The following is a 16407-nucleotide window of genomic DNA, read 5'->3' on the forward strand; positions in this document are numbered from 1 at the left end:
CCTTTACTCATACAACATCATTTATCCAGAAAAAGACCAGCATGAAAAAGCAACTTCGTATTCCCCCGCCTTTCGTGAAACACGCGATTTTCTCGGCTCTTCTGCTGGGTGCAACTTCTGCCTATGCTGTAGAACAGGAGCTTGGTGCGACGGACATGCCTCGCACGGATCTTTCCCGTGCACAGGGGAATGAAATGGGTGGCAGCAGCTTGCCCAGTATTCGCAGTGGCCGCGGTGAGCAGCGGCCAGTCAAAGCTTTGCCAGCCAACCCGACCGTCAAACGCAGCGTTGCAGATGCCGAGGCGCCAGTCGGTGCTTTCGAAGAGTATGTCGATGGCGTGACGGGCAAGAAACTGAGCATCTTCGGCAAGGATCTGTTCATCGACGTGCCATCCACCTTCGCGCCGCTCGACGGTGTCCAGGTGAACCAGGAATATGTGATTGGCACGGGTGACGAGTTGCAGGTGCGCGGCTGGGGCATGGTCGACATCGACGTCAGCGCCACGGTCGACCGCAGCGGTGCGATTTTCATTCCGCGCGTCGGCTCCATCAAGGTCAGCGGCGTGCAGTACAAGGATCTGCAGGGCTACCTGAAGAAAGCCATCAGCAAGATTTACACCAATTTCGACCTGACAGCGAGCATCGCGCAAACGCGTGCCGTGCAAGTGTACGTGGTTGGCCATGCCGTCCGTCCTGGCACGTATACCTTGAATTCCATGAGCACCTTGCTCAACGCCCTGTTTACCTCGGGCGGTCCAGACGCCACCGGCAGCATGCGCAATATCCAGCTCAAGCGCGGCAAGGACACCATCAGCACCTTTGACCTGTATGACATGCTGGTCAAAGGCGACAAGAGTCGCGACGTCACCTTGCGTGACGGCGACGTGATCTATATTCCTGAAGTCGGCCCGTTGGTGGCTTTGACGGGTAGCGTGAAGCAAGCGGCCATTTTTGAGTTGAAGGGCAATGCCAGCCTGGCCGATGTCTTGAGCTGGGCCGGCGGCTTTGATTCGGCTGCGGAAACGAAGCAGGTGATCGTCGAGAAAAACGTCGATAACCAATACAAGACCGTGGTGGAACTGGTAGCTGACAAAGGTGTCTCCAGTAGCCAGTTGGCCGGTATTGCTGTCAAACCGACCGATATTCTGCGCGTATTCGCGCCAGGCGCCGTACCTGTGCAGGCACAAATTCAGAATGAATATGTGCGCGTGGCCGGCGAAGCAAAGCAGAGCGGAATCTTCCTTTTGAAAAAAGGCGAAACCCTGCGCGAGCTGATCGCCCGTGTCGGCGGCGCCAATGAAAACGGCTACCTGTACGCGACACAACTGAACCGTGAATCCGTCCGCCGCGCCCAGCAAATCAAATTGAACCAGGTGGCCGACCGTTTCGAACGCGACCTGGAATCGAACGCCACCCAGCGCATGTCTGCCTCAGGCGACAAGGAAAATGCAGCGAAGACCGCGGCCGAAGTGGAGCAGCAGCGCCGCATCGTGCAAAAACTGCGTACCGTCAAGGCGGAAGGACGCATTGTCCTCGATCTGCCAGGCGTCGATACGCAAGTGAAAAACCTGCCCGACCTGCCGTTGCAGGATGGCGACTCGATCCTGATCCCGCGCCGCCCTGGCACCGTGGATGTGCTGGGTTCTGTGTTCCAGCAAAACGCGTTTGTCTATCGTTCACAGCGTACGGTTAATGACTATGTACAGCAAGCTGGAGGCATTACCGCCAACGCGGATAAATCGGAGATGTACGTGATCCGTGCTGATGGTACGGCGAAAAGTAGCCAAGGCACTGGCTGGTTCGGTGGCCTCGGCGGCACGGCGTTGAATCCTGGCGATACCGTGGTGGTGCCGGAGAAGATTGAACGCAGCACGTTCATGCAGAGCTTGAAGGACTGGACGTCTATCTTTTATCAGTTTGGGTTAGGAGCTGCTGGTTTAAAAGTACTTAAAGATTAAGGGCATTGACTTGATAAATTACATAGCCATTTTTTGGTTATATTTATTGGCGATAATTTTATTGGATTGCATTTTCATTGATGAATATTCGATATGAATTTTATTTTTAGAATGAAATTATGATATGGCAATTGAAAATATGGATAAAGAAGCAACGATGACTGATAAAAATAATTTACAAGATAATCAGATGAAAGTTGATGGCCGTAGTGATCAAATTGACTTTCTTGATATGGCAATTGTCATTGTCAAAAATAAGAAAAATATTATTTTTTCAGTATTTTTCGTTATGTTTGTGGCGGCTGGAATGAGTCTCTTAATTGCCAATAAATATACCGCCAGGACTCAACTATTGCCGCCGCAGTCCCAGTCTAGCTCGAATGCATTGTTAGGGCAACTCGGTGCCTTAAGTGGATTGACTGGCGGGGCATCAGCTCTGAAAAATCCTAACGATATTTATATTGGAATGTTGAATAGTAGAACAGTGTCAGATAAGCTGATTGAACGTTTTAAACTTCAATCTATATATGATGTAAAATTAAAAAGTGATGCTCGGAATAGTCTTCAACAAGCTACTAATATTGTCAATGGAAAAGATGGTTTGATCTTTATTGAAGTGACGGATGAAGATCCCAAGTTGGCTGCGAATTTGGCCAATGCGTATGTAGAGGAATTGCAGAATTTGACTAAAATTCTGGCGGTGACCGAGGCGTCGCAACGTAGACTATTTTTTGAACGCCAGTTGCAGCAGGTAAAAGTAGCACTTGGTGATGCAGAAGTCGCATTGAAACAGGTTCAGGAAAAGACTGGTTTAATCAAGCTTAATGAGCAAGCTGAAGCGACTATTCAAGCTGCCGCTGCAATTAAGGCACAAATGGCCTCCAAAGAGGTTGCACTTGGTGCTATGCGAATTTTTTCTACTAGCAATAATCCAGATTATATAAAAATACAACAAGAGTTGTTCGGATTACGGTCCCAGTTAAATAAGCTGGAAACTGGATTAAATATGGGTAAGGGTGACATCTCCATTTCAACTAGTTCGGTTCCTGAGCTGGGATTGGAATATACCCGACGAGTTCGTGATGTAAAGTATCAAGAAACAATTTTTGAGATGCTTGCCAAACAACTGGAAATTTCGAAAGTTGATGAGGCAAAAGAGGGTTCAATATTGCAAGTGTTGGATGGTGCAATAGCACCAGATAAAAAATCAAAGCCAGCACGCAGCATAATTGTTATTTTCTCAGGATTTTTAGCAGCAATTTTCTCTATTTTCTGGGCATTTTTAGCGGACGCCTTCAGGAATTCAACGAGGGATCCAAGAAATTTGAAAAAATTTCAACAGTTTAAAATGTTTTGCAAATGGGGAAGCAATAAGGTTAAATAGATTTAAAATTTAATTTATTATTTGCAATTATCTATTTTTTAGATTATGTGAAATTATAAGGTTCTCTGAAATGAAGGCAGTAATTTTAGCTGGTGGTTTGGGTACGAGAATAAGTGAGGAAACGTCGACCAAGCCGAAACCAATGGTGGAAATTGGCGGAAAACCAATTTTATGGCATATCATGAAATCTTACTCTGCTCATGGCGTGAATGATTTCATCATTTGCTGCGGTTATAAAGGCTATGTCATCAAGGAATACTTCGCCAATTACTTCTTGCACACATCGGATGTCACTTTCGATATGCAGAATAATCAGATGGAAGTTCACGCGCGCAATGCGGAACCTTGGAAAGTCACGCTGGTCGATACCGGTGATGAAACCATGACCGGCGGCCGCCTGAAGCGCGTCAAGCAGTACTTGGAAGGCGAGGAAGCGTTCTGTTTCACGTATGGCGACGGCGTCAGTGATGTCAACATCACCGAATCGATCACTTTTCACAAAGCGCACGGCAAGCTGGCAACGCTAACTGCGACTCAGCCTCCGGGCCGTTTCGGTGCGCTGATTTTGGATGGCCAGAAGATTAATAGCTTCCAGGAAAAGCCGCAAGGTGATGGTGCCTGGATCAACGGTGGCTATTTCGTGCTGTCGCCGAAAGTCATCGATTACATCGCGGACGACAGCACCACGTGGGAAAAGCAGCCGCTGGAACACCTGGCGGCCGAAGGTCAGCTGGACGCCTTTTTCCATCGCGGGTTCTGGCAACCTATGGATACCCTGCGCGACAAGGTGCACTTGGAAGAGCTGTGGCAATCGGGTAAAGCACCTTGGAAGGCTTGCTAATGAACGCAGCATTCTGGCAAGGCAGGCGGGTCTTCCTGACCGGCCATACCGGTTTCAAGGGCGGCTGGCTGAGCCTGTGGCTGCAGCAACTGGGTGCCGAAGTGACCGGCTATGCGCTGGAAGCACCCACCACCCCCAGCCTGTTTGAAGTGGCGGGCGTGGCGCGCGGCATGGTTTCGATTATCGGCGACGTGCGCGATGGTGACGCGCTCAAGCGCGCCATGTCGCAAGCGCGGCCTGAAATCGTGATCCACATGGCGGCCCAGCCGCTGGTGCGTTATTCGTACGTGAATCCGGTGGAAACCTACGCCACCAACGTGATGGGTGTGGTCAATCTGCTCGAAGCCGTGCGCGCTACGCCTGGCGTACGTTCGGTGGTGAACGTCACCAGCGACAAATGCTATGAAAACCGCGAATGGCCATGGGGCTACCGCGAAAACGAAGCCATGGGTGGTTACGACCCCTATAGCAACAGCAAGGGCTGCGCCGAACTTGTGACGGCCGGCTACCGCAGCTCATTTTTTAATGCCGAGAAGTATGCGGAACATGGCATTGCGCTAGGCAGCGGCCGCGCCGGCAATGTCATCGGTGGCGGCGATTGGGCCATGGATAGACTGATTCCCGACATGCTGCGCGCCATAGGCGCTGGCCAGCCGGTGATGATACGCAATCCGCACTCGATCCGACCGTGGCAGCACGTGTTAGAACCGTTGAGCGGCTATTTAACCCTGGCGGAAAAGCTGTACACCGAAGGTCCTGTGCATGCCGAAGGCTGGAATTTCGGTCCGCATGACACCGATGCAAAACCGGTGGAATGGATCATCGAACGCATGACGCAAGAGTGGGGCGCCGGTGCGTCCTGGTCGCTCGATGGACAGAACCATCCGCATGAGGCGACTTATCTGAAGCTTGATTGCTCCAAGGCCCGTGGCCAGCTGGGCTGGCATCCGCGCTGGGACATCGGCCAGACCATCGCCAAAATTGTCGAATGGCATAAAGCCTGCGACCAGGGCGCGGACATGCGTGCAATGACATTGGCACAAATCACTACATATCAAAATACCTAACAAATTGAAGGCTGTATCATGAGCGAACAACTGACCCAACAACAACTCCGCGAACAGATCGCCGCCCTGGTGGCGCAATACGGCGCACTGGCCAGCGTGCCAAAACCATTCGAACCGGGCGTGACGGTGATTCCACCGGCCGGCAAAGTCGTTGGCGCGCCTGAAATGGGTCTGATGGTCGAAGCGTCGCTCGACGCTTGGCTGACCACCGGTCGCTTCAACGATGAATTCGAAAAGCGCCTGGCCAAGTTCATCGGCGTCGAATTCCTGATCACCGTCAACTCCGGCTCGTCGGCCAACCTGGTGGCCTTTTCGGCGCTGACATCGCCAAAACTGGGCGCGCGCGCCATCCAGCCCGGTGACGAAGTCATCGGCGTCGCGGCCGGTTTTCCGACTACCGTCAATCCGATCCTGCAATTTGGCGCCGTACCCGTCTTCGTCGACGTCGAGCTGGGCACCTACAATATCGACGCCAGCAAGATCGAGGCGGCCATCACCGATAAAACCAAGGCCATCATGCTGGCCCATACCCTGGGCAATCCGTTCAATCTGGAAGTCATCGTCGCGTTGTGTAAAAAGTACAATCTGTGGCTGGTGGAAGATTGCTGTGACGCCCTGGGCGCCACCTACAACGGCCAGATGTGCGGCACCTTCGGCGATATCGGCACTATGAGTTTCTACCCTGCACATCACATCACAATGGGCGAAGGCGGCGCGGTGTTTACCAATAATCCGGAACTGAAAGCGATTGCCGAATCGTTCCGCGACTGGGGCCGTGATTGCTATTGCGCGCCGGGCAAGGACAACACCTGCGGCCAGCGTTTCTGCTGCAAGCTGGGATCGCTGCCGGAAGGCTATGATCACAAGTACACGTACAGCCACCTAGGCTACAACCTGAAGATCACGGATATGCAGGCGGCGTGCGGCCTAGCACAGATGGATCGCGCAGCCGGTTTTGTGCAGGCGCGCAAGGACAACTTCGCCTACATGAAGGACGGCCTGAAAAGCTGCGAGGAGTTCCTGATCTTGCCAGAGGCGACACCGAATTCAGATCCATCTTGGTTCGGTTTCCCGATCACCATCCGCCCGGAAGCAAATGTTGACCGCGTCAGCCTGCTGACGTTCCTGGATCAGCACAAGATCGGTACCCGTCTACTGTTTGCCGGCAATTTGACGCGCCAGCCTTACATGATCGGCCGTAACTATCGGGTATCTGGCGAACTGACCAATACCGATCGCATCATGCACGATACGCTGTGGATTGGTGTCTTCCCTGGATTGACCAAGGAAATGATGGACTTCTCGATCAGAAAGATCGAAGAGTTCTTTGGCGTTAACTTCTAAGAAAGTACCTGCATGTCTACACCCGCAAAGCCATCCGCCGCCATCAATGTGCTTAAAGCCAAGCTGGCTGCCGGTCAGGCGGTGCTAGGTGTGTGGTCCATCATACCATCACCGGTGGTGGTGGAAATCTTTGCCCTCGGTGGCATGGACTTCGCCATCCTCGATATGGAGCACGGGATTTTCGATGTGAGCGGTCTCGATGGTTGCATCCGCGCTGTCGAGGCGGCTGGTGGCGTGCCACTGGTTCGCGTGCCGGGCGTCAATCCGTCGGCTGCACAATGGGCGCTGGACTTGGGCGCACATGGCATTGTCGCGCCGCAGGTGAATAATGCGGGCGAAGCCGAGACCGTCGTCAGAATGGCAAAATATGCGCCGCGCGGCACGCGCGGCTACAATCCGTTTACCCGCGCGGCGCAGTATGCGAATCCGCCGGACAACTGCTCTGGGAAGTTGAGTAATGATTTCTCACTGACTTGCGTCATTATCGAAAGCGAAAGCGCGCTGGCTGATATGGATGCCATCTGCGCCACGCCAGGACTGGACGTGGTCTACATGGGCATTTACGACTTGGCGGTGGCGCTTGGCTGTGATGGCAATACGCGCCATCCGCGCGTTACCGCCATAGTCGATAGCTCGATCCAGCGTATCCGCGCCGCAGGCAAGGCCGCTGGCATGATGGTGCGCAGCCAGCAAGACATTGCCGCCGCTTTGGCGCTGGGCGCGAACTTCCTGGTCTACGCGGTTGATACCTCGATCATCCGCGATGCCGTGGTGCGTGCGGTCACTTCTTTTGACCAGGAACACAGTATATTCCTGGCGCTTAACAATACTCCCGACATGATGGACCCGAAATGAAAATTCGAGTAGCTGACTATATTGCCTCGCGCCTGCTGGAGCAAGGCGTCAAACACGTTTTCCTGCTCAATGGTGGCATGATGATGCACCTGGTCGATACTCTCGGTCGCGAAGGCGGCCTCGGCTATATCCACCATCACCACGAGCAAGCCAGCGCGATGGCGGCCGACGGCTACGCGCGCCGAAGCGGCGAACTGGGCGTGTGCTATGCGACCAGCGGCCCTGGCGCGACAAATATTCTGACCGGTCTGGCTGGCGCGTGGCAGGATAGCACCCCGCTGCTGTTCCTGACCGGCCAAAGCAAAAGTACCCAGACCATCCAGGGTTCCGGCATCGCCGGCCTGCGCCAGTTCGGCACGTTTGAAGTCGATATTGTGCCTATCGTTGCCTCGGTGACCAAGTACGCACAGATTGTCATGGATCCTTTGACCATCCGCTACCACTTGGAAAAAGCGCTGTACCTGGCGCAATCGGGCCGTCCTGGACCTGTTTTGCTGGACTTGCCGCTGGACGTGCAGGGTGCGTTGATTGACCCTGAGGAATTGCCAGGTTATGTGCCTGAGCCCCTGGCTCTGGCGCCATCAAATGCCAACGTGGCGGAAGTGTTAGCCTTGCTGCAGGGGGCGCGCCGGCCGTTGATTCTAGCCGGCTACGGCGTCCGCTGTGCCAATGCCGTATCACAACTGCAACAATTGGCTGGTCAACTCGGCATTCCTGTCGCCACTAGCCAGCTGGGCAAAGATGTGATGTATTTCGACCACCCCCTGTTTGTCGGCCATCCGGGACCGAAAGGTGATCGCGCCGGCAATTTCGCAGTGCAGAGCGCTGATGTCATCCTCAGTATAGGCTGCAGTCTGCATGGCCAGACCACCGGCTGGGAAAGCGAGCTGTTTGCACCGTCCGCTGTCAAGATCCAGGTCGAACTCGATGCGGCCGTGATCGCCCGTGGGCAAGTTGGCGTCAGTCACGCGATCCAGGCGGGCAGCCTGGAATTCATCGACGCCTTGCTGGCCGCTTCGGCCGGCACGACTGCGCCCGACTGGAGTGCATGGCGTGCTTGTACCCAGTCATGGAAAGAACGCTACCCGGTCAGCGCTGAAGCGCATGTGCACAATGATGCCGTCAATTTCTACCATTTCGCCGAAGAACTGAGCCGCATGCTGGCCGACGATGCTTGTGTAGTCGCCGATGCGGGCTCGGCATTCTATGTGATGGGCCAGGCCTTGCGCGTCAAAAATGGCCAACGCTTCATCTCTTCCGGCTCGATGGGCGCTATGGGCTTCGCATTGCCGGTGGCCAATGGCGCCGCCACCACGGGCGCCGCCGGTCCGACCGTTTGCGTCACCGGCGATGGTTCCCTCATGACCAACGTACACGAACTGTCGACGATGAGCCATTTCGGGCTGAACGTGAAACTGTTCGTCATCAATAACGATGGCTATGTATCGATGCGCAATACCCAGCGCGATTTCCTCGGCGCCCACTATGTCGGCGCTGACAGCCGCAGTGGTGTATTTATACCGAGCATGGAATCGATGGCGGCCAGCTATGCGCTGCCGTTCGTGCGCTGCGACCGCGAGGAAGACCTGGCGGCCACACTGGCACAGGTGATGGCGATGGACGGTCCGGTATTGTGCGAGATCGTCGCTCCGCGCGACCAAAAAATCATCCCGGCCGTGGTGTCGGTCAGGCTGCCGGACGGACGCATGCGTTCGAGCAGCATCGACAGCATGTTTCCGCACCTGCCGGCCGAAATCCAGGCACGGGAAATGGAACAGGCAGTCGCTCTATGAAGCACGTAGCCATCCTTGGTGCCAGCAGCCAGATCGCCAAAGACCTGATACGCTTGATGAGTCGGCAGGAGGATACTTGCTTGCAATTATACGTGCGTGACCTGGCTCCGGCGCAACGGTGGTTGGATCAACTCGGCCTGGCCGAGCGCTGCGCGCTGTATCTCTATGCAGCGTACGGCCAGCACGAGCATGACGCCGTGATCAATTTCGTCGGCGTTGGCGATCCGCAGCGCGCCGCCAAGATGGGGGCATCAATCTTCAGCATTACTCAGCAGTACGACGACATGGTGATGGCGGGCCTGGCAAAGCATCCGCAGCGACGCTATATCTTCCTGTCCAGTGGTGCAGCGTATGGCAGCACCTTTCTGGAGCCGGCGGGACCGGCGACTCAGGCTTCCATTTCGATCAATGCGCTGACACCGCAAGAGTATTATTCGGTCGCCAAACTGCATGCAGAATGTCGTCACCGGGCGCAGCCCGAACTGGCAATCACCGATATCCGCGTGTTCAACTGCTTCAGCCGCACGCAGGACATGGAGGCACGGTTTTTCATCACTGACATCGTGCGCGCGATCCGAGAGAATACCGTGCTGCAGACCTCGCCTGACTACATGGTGCGCGACTTCATGCACCCTGAAGATTTTCACCAACTGGTGAACTGTATCCTGAAAGGCCCGCCGCGCAACGGCCCGATCGACTGTTATACTCGCGCCCCTGTCGACAAGCCAGCTCTGCTTGATGCGATGAAGCGGCAATTTGGACTGCAATACGAATTTGTCGGCGCCGCCTCCGCCATGGTGAATGCCACAGGTACCAAGCCGTACTACTATTCGTTGAACCGGCAAGCCGCCGAGTTGGGTTACCTGCCAGCGTATTCCTCACTCGACTGTATTACGAAGGAAACTGCCAGCATTCTCGGACGAGATCCACATTAGAGACTAACGGCCCCCATACAGGGACAGGGCCTGCGATTTAAAAAATAAATCATGAAGATCAAATTGAACGGAAAGAAATGACACAGAAAAGCAAAGTGAAGGTCGGTATTATCGGCACCGGCAATATTGGCACCGACCTGATGGTCAAGATCATGCGCTCCGAGTGGCTCGAATGTACCTTGTTTGCCGGCCGTAACTTCAACTCGGCAGGCATGCAAAAAGCCAACGAGCTTGGCGTGCATATTTCTGACCGCGGTATCGATGCGATCGTGCAAAACCCGGACATTTGCGACATCGTGTTCGACGCCACTTCCGCGCACGCGCACCATGAGCATTGGGCAATTCTCGAGAAGCTGGGCAAGACGGTCATCGACATGACTCCGGCAAAACTTGGCGCCTTGTGCATCCCTGCCATCAATGCCAAGGAAACCCTCGACAGCGGCGCACGCAATATCAACATGATCACTTGCGGCGGCCAGGCGTCGATTCCTATCGCTAACGCGATTGCCCAAGTACATCCGAATATCGCTTACATCGAAGTTGCCTCCAGCATTTCTTCGCGCAGCGCGGGACCCGCCACACGCCATAATCTTGATGAATATATCGATGCGACCGAGCAGGCGCTGCAAAAGTTTTCGGGTGCTACTCGCTGCAAGGCGATTCTGATTCTGAACCCTGCTCGGCCGCCAATCGACATGCAGACTACAATTTATGCGCAGATCGAAAATCCGGATATCGAAAAAATTCGCATTTCAGTCGAAGTGATGGTCAAGAAAATCAATGCCTATGTACCCGGCTATAAAATGATCGTCAATCCGACAGTTGATGGCAATCGTGTCATCGTTACCATCAAGGTGGTAGGAGCCGGCGATTACCTGCCGCCATACGCCGGAAATCTGGATATCATCAATTGCGCTGCCATTGCCATTGCGGAACAGGTAGCCGAAATTTTATTGCGCAAGGAGCAAAACAATGACTAAGAAAGTACTCATCACTGATCCGACCTTGCGTGACGGTAATCACGCAGTACGTCACCAACTGACGGCAGAGAATGTCGCCAATTACTGCCGTGCTGCTGAAGCCGCCGGTATCCCTATCGTTGAAGTCGGTCATGGCAACGGTCTTGGTGCATCGTCGATGTTGATTGGCGAAGCCAAATTGAGTGACATCGACATGCTGACCGTGGCGCGTGAAAACCTGAAGGACTCGAAGCTGGGCATCCATTCGATTCCAGGTTTTTGTACTATCAAGAAAGATTTGGTCAAAGCCATTGACGCCGGTGTTGACGTGTTCCGCATCGCCTCGCACTGCACCGAAGCCGACACCACCGACCGTCATATCGGCTACGTTCGCCAAGCCGGCAAACAAGTATTCGGCGTACTGATGATGAGTCATATGGCCACGCCTGAAGTATTGGTGGAAGAAGCCAAGAAAATGGAATCATATGGAGCAGAAGGCTTGATTATCATGGACTCGGCGGGAGCATATTTTCCATCCGACGTGACCGAGCGTATCTCGCGCTTGGTCGATGCACTATCCATCCCAGTTGGCTTTCATGCCCATAACAATCTAGGTATGGGCGTGATTAATTCGGTGACGGCAGTCAATGCTGGTGCCTCGATGATTGACGCTAGCATCTATGGTTTTGGTGCTGGCGCCGGCAATGCACAACTGGAAGTGTTGATCGCCGTATTCCAGCGTCTAGGCATCGATACCGGTATCGACTTGTACAAGATTCTCGACGCCGCCGGACTGGCCGCCAGGGAATTCGTGACGACAATTCCGACGATTTCGTCGCTGAGTATCGTCAGTGGCCTGGCCGGCGTGTTCTCCGGTTTCGCCAAGCCGGTAGACCGTGCAGCCAAAGAATACGGTGTCGATCCGCGCGATATCTTCTTTGCGCTGGGCAAGCGCAATGCCGTGGCTGGACAGGAAAGCCTGATTTTTGAAGTGGCGCAAGAGCTGGCGAATCAAAAGAAAGCGGTGGCACAATGAATGGACAATTTAAAGAGTTGCGCGGTGATTGTCTTTTAGCTGCATCCCTGCGCGGTGATTTGCGTGACCTACTGAAAAACCAGCATATCGCGATTACCGGTGGGACTGGCTTTCTGGGCTCCTGGATCGCTGAAACCGTTGCTGCGTTGAATGATGAGTATGGCTTGGAAATTTCCTTAGATATATACGCCCGCAATGTCGCTGACTGGTCAAAAAAATATCCTCACCTGGCGCTGAGAAACGATATTCACACGATTTCCCAAGATGTGCGTTCTCCCTTTTTATTCGATGCCAGGACCAGTTATGTGGTGCATGCCGCCGGTATCCCGGATAACAGAGTGCATGCCTCGGATCCCTTACGTGTGCACCAAACTATTATCTACGGCATGGACCACGCCTTAGAGGCGGCATCCAAGTTGCCAGGTCTGAAGCGTCTGATCAACGTCAGCTCCTGCTTGGTAAACGGTACTCCAAATCGCGCTGGTGCCCTGGTGGAATCGGACTGTTTTCCCATGCAGGCTGGTGAGCTGCATACTGTATATCGTGAAGCCAAACGTGCGGCGGAAAGTCTTTGTTCCGTGTATCGCAGTCAGTTCCGCATGCCTGTCAGCACCGTACGTCCCTTTACCTTTGTCGGCCCATACCAGGAACTAGATCGCCCTTGGGCGATTAACAATTTTATGCTCGATGCCATACGCGGCACCGACATCCGTATCCTCGGTGATGGTTCAGCCCGACGTAGCTACTTGTATGGCAGCGACGCAGCTTGGTGGACAATGGTCGCGCTTGTAACCGGCGGCGATGGGCAGATATATAATCTCGGCAGCGATCAACCGATAGCACATGTCGAGTTGGCCAAGATTATTTCCGATCTGATGTCGATCAAGGTCGAAAGTGCTATAAGAAAATCTGAGACGAAGCAGCGGGTGCTGGACGACTTGTATCCGGACATGTCCAATACGCAGAAAATACTGGGTATAGTGCAAACTTGCTCATTGGAACAGGCGATTAGCAAGACGTATCGTTGGTACTCTTGCAAAAAACAGAATAATCATAATTATTTCTCGAGACATAATAATGTCTGAAAAATCGGTATTTTCCGAAATTAAAAAGATTTGGTTGTAAGCGCGGATATTTTCTGGCATATCCGGAGAGATTTCTAGCTGGAACTATACGTATGTCAGTTGATGATTAAATAATCAGGCTGATTGTAATATGGAGTAGAAGAAAAAATTCCGGTTCTGCGGCAGGGAAATTGTAAATTTTTATATCAGGTTCCGCCGGCTGTTATCGCTGCCGTCTGCATTTTCGCAGGGATGACGTCGAGTATGTTGTCAATCACTCCAATTCTGTGGGTTTGAACATGCTAATATCCTTAAATCCAGATATTTGAAATATCTATTTTTTCGAGCCATCTAACGGGGAGCACAGTTGTATCATGTTTATTTCCCGGCAGAGAATATTTCTATGGCCGCTTGCCTTCCCCTACTAAGTGAAGGAGGCAGATTTTTGTATGTTAAATCGATAGATATTTATTTGTCTTATGTCAGAATGACTTTCATAATTTTTTTATGAATTACTCCCTAATGAATTCGAGTGCGCTCTTAGAAAAAATAGCGGCTGTGATGGGGGGCCTCAGAAGTTAATTTCATCGCCCATGCGCTACGATTGCCAAAATAAAAGAACAAGGAAAGTATTCATGGTTCGAGATGCAAGAAAAATTTAAGATGTACATTTCTTTCGGTAGCTGAATGCAATTGAACTAAGCCGTCTTTTGTTTTTAAATGCTTTTTTTGCTAATTTGTACTTGGTTGGGGAGTAGTAAGTGTCTAGAATTCGGGAGTGGTTCGGAATCGATAGAGCAATTTTATTTACATTGATGGGGCGTGGATGGTCAGTGGGAGCGGGACTGGTCACCATATTTATGGTGACGCATTTCCTTAGCCCTGAACTACAGGGCTATTACTATACCTTCAATAGCCTCATCGCGCTTCAGATATTTGTCGAATTGGGGCTCACTTACGTCATTATTCAATTCGCAAGCCATGAGATGACACATTTAAAATGGGCAGATGGGGGAGTGGTCACAGGAGATGCTCGGGCCAAGCGTCGACTACAGTCGCTGATATATTTCGCGCTGACTTGGTTTGGTATAGCCGCAGTCTTAATGATATTGGTGTTATTGCCTGTAGGGATATATTTTTTTAGTTCCAAAACATCCATCTCGGTTATCTATGAAACAAGCAAGCCATGGTCTATGCTTGTTGTATTTTCTTCTATTAATTTAATTATCACCGCGTCCGGCGCAGTCTTGGAAGGCTGTGGGAGGGTAGCTGATATAGCGATATTTCGTTTTTGGCAATCTTTTGCATCAGTTACAGCGACATGGCTCGTACTGTGGAGTGGTGGTGGTATTTATGCGCTAGTGGCTAACAGTGCAGTTCTGGCTTCAGTCGGAGCTATCTGGCTCTGGCTTAAATACCGAAATTTTTTCCTTGATCTATTCAATGGCAGTAAAAAACTTCCCGGTATGGATTGGAAAAATGAAGTTTGGCCGTTTCAATGGAGAATAGCGCTGAGCTGGATGAGCGGATTCCTGATTTTTCAGCTATTTAATCCGCTTCTTTTTGCGACACATGGACCAATAGTTGCCGGAAAAATGGGGATGAGTCTGCAGATAATCGCAGCAATGAATGGCGCAGCTATGGCTTGGATTTCGACTAAGGTACCTTTGTATGGAAATCTAGTCGCATCCGGACAACAGGAGAAATTGGATCGGATCGCACTGAAAGGTTTTATTCAATCTTTTGCATTTTTATTTTTTGGCATTGTAGCCGTAGGATCGATATTTTATTACCTTTTCCATATCGGGTCTCCTTATGCCGAACGTGTCCTTTCCTTGCGTCTTTTGTTAATGCTGGGCTTGGTATGTCTAGCTAACCACGTTGTCTTTGCACAGGCTGCGTATCTTAGAGCTCACAAACAGGAACCGTTCATGGGAATATCAATCCTGACGGGTCTTATTACAGCCTCGTTGGCTTTTCTTCTAGTTCCCAAGATGGGGGCTGCCGGTGCCGTATTTGCATATTCTTTTTCTTCATTGACGATAAGCTTACTCGGTGGAACCATGATTTTTTTTAGGAAGAGAAAAAAATGGTCACATTGACTGCCATATTTTTAAAATATTTTATTTATTTTTTATGAATGTGAATTTGAGATTTTCTTGTAAAACCCTGAAAAGTGCGCAATTAAAATTGCCTAAATGATATTATTGGTTAATTATGAAATTAGCAATTGCAATACCTACATACAACCGTAATGAGCAATTAATTAAGACTATTGCGGCGTTGTTACCTCAAATCACTAGTGATTGTTGTGTATTTATATTAGATAACAATTCTTTGGTTTCTCCATTGGATAGCAGTGTATTTTTGAGAAAAATTGTCGATGATGGGCTAGTGACTTATATTAAGAATAAAAATAATATTGGAGGCGATGCGAATATTATTAAATGCATGGAAATAAGTGAAGCTGAGTATACCTGGGTACTGGGTGATGATGATATGCCGGCCGAAGATTCAATAGAGATAATTTTCCGGGCAATTAGGAGCAAGCCGCAATCTGTTTTCTTTAATTTTTCCAGCGATATGTTTTTTCGAAGAGTAAATATAAATGGGAATGGATTGAATGAATTTATCAGGGCGATTGATTCATTTGAAAATCTTCTTTTCATTTCAGCTTCTGTGTACAAAACGGAATACATGCAAAAAAATATACGTCATGCGTATCAAAATTGTAGCTCCAGTATGCAAAATTTGGCCTGCCTATTGAGTAGTTTACATGACGGCTCAGAATTTTCATTGAGGACAGAGAAACTAGTATGCTGGGAGTCTATTCAGAATGGTTGGGATCCATTAATTATAACGATGCGATTCTTCCTGATACTTGATAATTTGAATACTGATGCACGGCATATAAAGTTACTTTCTAAAAAAATTATTTGCGGTAGCGCGTCCAACAAGATCATAGCTGTTAATATAATAAAGAAGATAGTTGCCGGTCAGGATAAAAATAGGTTAAAGCAGCTATATCTAAATTACATAACTCGCGTATATCAGTATGATTACTTCAGAAAGTTATTTTCTTTTCTTTACATCCCAATTATATTCTCTCCAACTTTCTTTTTGAAATTTTTATTGCGGATCAAAAAAAAGTAATAACGGCATAAAAATTAC

Annotated in this window: 13 protein-coding genes; all 13 read left to right on the forward strand. The window is 50.9% G+C overall.

Annotation, left to right across the window (positions count from 1 at the left end):
- Positions 1–41 precede the first annotated feature (41 nt).
- The 13 genes from CSQ93_RS00665 to CSQ93_RS00725 all read left to right on the forward strand — a co-directional run bounded on the left by CSQ93_RS00665 (position 42) and on the right by CSQ93_RS00725 (position 16389).
- Positions 42–1958 (forward strand): SLBB domain-containing protein, encoded by a 1917-nt coding sequence (locus CSQ93_RS00665; RefSeq protein ID WP_099376298.1) that lies wholly within the window; start codon positions 42–44, stop codon positions 1956–1958.
- 124 nt (positions 1959–2082) lie between these two features.
- Entirely contained in the window at positions 2083–3342 is a 1260-nt protein-coding gene (locus CSQ93_RS00670) for a GumC family protein (RefSeq protein WP_099376299.1), read from the forward strand.
- Between the two features lie 70 nt (positions 3343–3412).
- Complete coding sequence (gene rfbF / locus CSQ93_RS00675; RefSeq protein WP_099376300.1) at positions 3413–4183, forward strand: glucose-1-phosphate cytidylyltransferase; 771 nt, start codon at positions 3413–3415, stop codon at positions 4181–4183.
- A complete protein-coding gene (rfbG, locus tag CSQ93_RS00680) occupies positions 4183–5250 on the forward strand; it encodes a CDP-glucose 4,6-dehydratase (protein WP_099376301.1) in 1068 nt (355 codons plus the stop codon). The genes rfbF and rfbG overlap by 1 nt, the downstream gene beginning before the upstream one ends.
- Positions 5251–5268: 18 nt before the next feature.
- Complete coding sequence (rfbH, locus tag CSQ93_RS00685; protein WP_099376302.1) at positions 5269–6594, forward strand: lipopolysaccharide biosynthesis protein RfbH; 1326 nt, start codon at positions 5269–5271, stop codon at positions 6592–6594.
- Between the two features lie 12 nt (positions 6595–6606).
- Positions 6607–7449, forward strand: a complete 843-nt coding sequence (locus tag CSQ93_RS00690; protein WP_099376303.1) for an HpcH/HpaI aldolase family protein — start codon at positions 6607–6609, stop codon at positions 7447–7449.
- Positions 7446–9242: a thiamine pyrophosphate-binding protein gene (locus CSQ93_RS00695; protein WP_099376304.1), complete on the forward strand. Its 1797-nt coding sequence runs from the start codon at positions 7446–7448 to the stop codon at positions 9240–9242. The genes CSQ93_RS00690 and CSQ93_RS00695 overlap by 4 nt, the downstream gene beginning before the upstream one ends.
- Entirely contained in the window at positions 9239–10177 is a 939-nt protein-coding gene (locus CSQ93_RS00700; RefSeq protein WP_099376305.1) for an NAD-dependent epimerase/dehydratase family protein, read from the forward strand. The genes CSQ93_RS00695 and CSQ93_RS00700 overlap by 4 nt, the downstream gene beginning before the upstream one ends.
- Positions 10178–10254: 77 nt before the next feature.
- On the forward strand, positions 10255–11157 hold the full coding sequence (locus CSQ93_RS00705) for an acetaldehyde dehydrogenase (acetylating) (protein ID WP_099376306.1): 903 nt from the start codon (positions 10255–10257) through the stop codon (positions 11155–11157).
- Positions 11150–12172 carry a 4-hydroxy-2-oxovalerate aldolase gene (gene dmpG, locus CSQ93_RS00710; protein WP_099376307.1) on the forward strand — a complete coding sequence of 341 codons (1023 nt, stop codon included), beginning with the start codon at positions 11150–11152 and terminating at the stop codon, positions 12170–12172. Before CSQ93_RS00705 ends, dmpG begins: the two co-directional genes overlap by 8 nt.
- Positions 12169–13257, forward strand: coding sequence for an NAD-dependent epimerase/dehydratase family protein (locus CSQ93_RS00715; RefSeq protein WP_099376308.1), 1089 nt, complete (start codon positions 12169–12171; stop codon positions 13255–13257). The genes dmpG and CSQ93_RS00715 overlap by 4 nt, the downstream gene beginning before the upstream one ends.
- Before the next feature lie 740 nt (positions 13258–13997).
- Positions 13998–15338: a lipopolysaccharide biosynthesis protein gene (locus CSQ93_RS00720; protein WP_158301063.1), complete on the forward strand. Its 1341-nt coding sequence runs from the start codon at positions 13998–14000 to the stop codon at positions 15336–15338.
- Positions 15339–15453: 115 nt separating this feature from the next.
- A complete protein-coding gene (locus CSQ93_RS00725; protein ID WP_099376310.1) occupies positions 15454–16389 on the forward strand; it encodes a glycosyltransferase family 2 protein in 936 nt (311 codons plus the stop codon).
- The last annotated feature ends 18 nt before the right edge of the window (positions 16390–16407 follow it).

It is taken from the genome of Janthinobacterium sp. BJB426 (assembly GCF_002735705.1).
GTDB lineage: Bacteria > Pseudomonadota > Gammaproteobacteria > Burkholderiales > Burkholderiaceae_D > Janthinobacterium.

Coding starts and splice junctions, on each gene's coding strand:
- CSQ93_RS00695 (WP_099376304.1), top strand. CDS start 7,446: ATGAAAATTCGAGTAGCTGACTATATTGCCTCGCGCCTGCTGGAGCAA.
- rfbF (WP_099376300.1), top strand. CDS start 3,413: ATGAAGGCAGTAATTTTAGCTGGTGGTTTGGGTACGAGAATAAGTGAG.
- CSQ93_RS00690 (WP_099376303.1), top strand. CDS start 6,607: ATGTCTACACCCGCAAAGCCATCCGCCGCCATCAATGTGCTTAAAGCC.
- rfbG (WP_099376301.1), top strand. CDS start 4,183: ATGAACGCAGCATTCTGGCAAGGCAGGCGGGTCTTCCTGACCGGCCAT.
- rfbH (WP_099376302.1), top strand. CDS start 5,269: ATGAGCGAACAACTGACCCAACAACAACTCCGCGAACAGATCGCCGCC.
- CSQ93_RS00725 (WP_099376310.1), top strand. CDS start 15,454: ATGAAATTAGCAATTGCAATACCTACATACAACCGTAATGAGCAATTA.
- CSQ93_RS00670 (WP_099376299.1), top strand. CDS start 2,083: ATGGCAATTGAAAATATGGATAAAGAAGCAACGATGACTGATAAAAAT.
- CSQ93_RS00665 (WP_099376298.1), top strand. CDS start 42: ATGAAAAAGCAACTTCGTATTCCCCCGCCTTTCGTGAAACACGCGATT.
- CSQ93_RS00700 (WP_099376305.1), top strand. CDS start 9,239: ATGAAGCACGTAGCCATCCTTGGTGCCAGCAGCCAGATCGCCAAAGAC.
- dmpG (WP_099376307.1), top strand. CDS start 11,150: ATGACTAAGAAAGTACTCATCACTGATCCGACCTTGCGTGACGGTAAT.
- CSQ93_RS00715 (WP_099376308.1), top strand. CDS start 12,169: ATGAATGGACAATTTAAAGAGTTGCGCGGTGATTGTCTTTTAGCTGCA.
- CSQ93_RS00705 (WP_099376306.1), top strand. CDS start 10,255: ATGACACAGAAAAGCAAAGTGAAGGTCGGTATTATCGGCACCGGCAAT.